Below are 1,867 nucleotides of genomic sequence, written 5' to 3'. Positions count from 1 at the left end.
CCGTTCACCGTGGATGGCCGTCTTTCAGGACCAAACGGGCGGCAGAGCTGCGCTACGGTGCGGAGTGCTGCCCCAAGACGATTGACATTATCAATCGTTTCGGTGGCGTGATCATGGACCCGAATTTCACGGAAGACGATCTGAAGGATATTGTGAAGGCCATCCGCAAAGTATATCTGGCAATGAGGCAGGCATAACGCGGTGGATTTGATAAGTTGCACGCCACGTATTCTCACATTGTGCTGCAGAACGTTATAAATAGACGAACAGTTAGAATTAGATAAAAGGAGTTAATATGTCCACGCTTTCACGCCGTCAACTGCTTAAAAAGTCCGCCGTGGTTGTTGGATCGGGCTTTTTCTTAGGGATGGTGGGAGGATGTCCCAAGAAGAGCGAAGTCCCTGTTCCGGAAGTTATCCCGAGCTCAGCCCACGGGGCGAATGAGCGGATCGGTGTGGGCATCATTGGCTGCGGCCGACGCAACGGGCAACTCGTCATTGGAAAGGGTGGCCAGGGAAAGCCCCCCAAAGAGGCGACAATCGTTGCCGTGGCAGATGTCAATTTGAAAAGAGCGCATCAATGGGCTGAAAAGTATAAATGTCCAGCGTTCCAGGACTATCGAAAATTGCTGGACTTGAAAGAAGTAGAAGTTGTATTCTATGCCACGCCCGAGCACTCCCATTTTCTTCCCTGTATTCACGCGTGCCAGGCCGGCAAAGACATTTACGGCGAACAACCGCTGAGCCACACGATTCGTGAAGGCCAGGCTATGGTTCAGGCGGTGCGGAAATATAAGCGGGTCTTCCAGGTGGGAGAACAGCAGCGGTCGCATCCTAAGACGCGTCATGCAGTGGAGCTTATACTCAACGGGCGAATCGGCAAGGTTCACACGGTGATTGGTTATAACTATCCAAGTCCGTGGGATGCTCAGTTTCCGGCGGAAGACGTGCCTCCCGACCTGGATTGGGACCACTGGTGCGGCCAGAACGAGGTCATCCCATTCAATATCAATATCTACCTGTCGCGAATCCCTTACAATCGAGAAAACTACCCTGCAGAGCCGGCAGAAAAGGCGGCGGTGGGACCGGGATGGATGTCGCTCCGGCCATATTCCGGCGGGGAACTTGTCAACTGGGGCTGCCACGGCCTGAGTATGGTCCTTTGGGGTTTGGGAATGGATCATTCCGGACCCGTTGAAATTTGGGTTGAACCACCCCAGAAACTTGAAAAGCTCGTTTATACAAAACCTGAAGATCGAAAACGCGGCGACAGTCTGATGAGTCAGAGTATCATCCACTATCGGTTTCCCAATGATGTCGTTTTGAAACTGGAAGGTACAGACGAACGTCTGGGTGGGGGGGGAACATTTATCGGCGACAAGGGAAAAATCACGATCTTCCGCGGGGGATACGAATGTGATCCTCCAGAGCTCGATAAAGATCCCCTGCCGTCGAATGCGGTTCGGGTCTATGAAAGCGACAACCATATGGAGAATTTCTTCGAATGCGTCAAGACGCGTAAAGACCCGATTGCCAATGTGGAGGTGGCCCATCGAATTGCCACGCTGTGCCATCTGGGGAATATCGCGAGATGGCTGGGGCGTCGTCTGAAGTGGGATCCAGAAAAAGAAACCTTCCCCGGAGACGACGAAGCAAACCAGTATCTCGACTGTCCCAAACGAAAGGGCTACGAAATTCCGGAACAGATCTGAGAAGTGGTTTCGGCGGCCTTCAAAACGTATTGGTGAAATCCAAACAGAAAAGCAGCATACTCTCAATATTCCGGGTGATATTCCATGAAGCAGTTAACCAAAGCGATAAAACCGGTCGTGTGGTTAGCGTTTCTGGCAGGCGTTGCGGTACTGGCC

The 1,867-nt window shown here is 52.2% G+C and carries 2 protein-coding genes; both read left to right on the top strand.

What is annotated here, in order from left to right; genetic code table 11:
• A partial coding sequence (locus H5U08_RS17385; RefSeq protein WP_297035999.1) for a hypothetical protein occupies nt 1–197 on the top strand: 197 nt, incomplete at its 5' end.
• Nucleotides 198–295: 98 nt separating this feature from the next.
• A complete protein-coding gene (locus tag H5U08_RS17380) occupies nt 296–1,711 on the top strand; it encodes a Gfo/Idh/MocA family oxidoreductase (RefSeq protein ID WP_297035996.1) in 1,416 nt (471 codons plus the stop codon).
• Nucleotides 1,712–1,867: the final 156 nt, after the last annotated feature.

The sequence above is a fragment of the Thermogutta sp. genome (assembly GCF_014359955.1).
GTDB lineage: Bacteria > Planctomycetota > Planctomycetia > Pirellulales > Thermoguttaceae > Thermogutta.
This window is presented reverse-complemented; position numbering and strand designations above follow the sequence as displayed.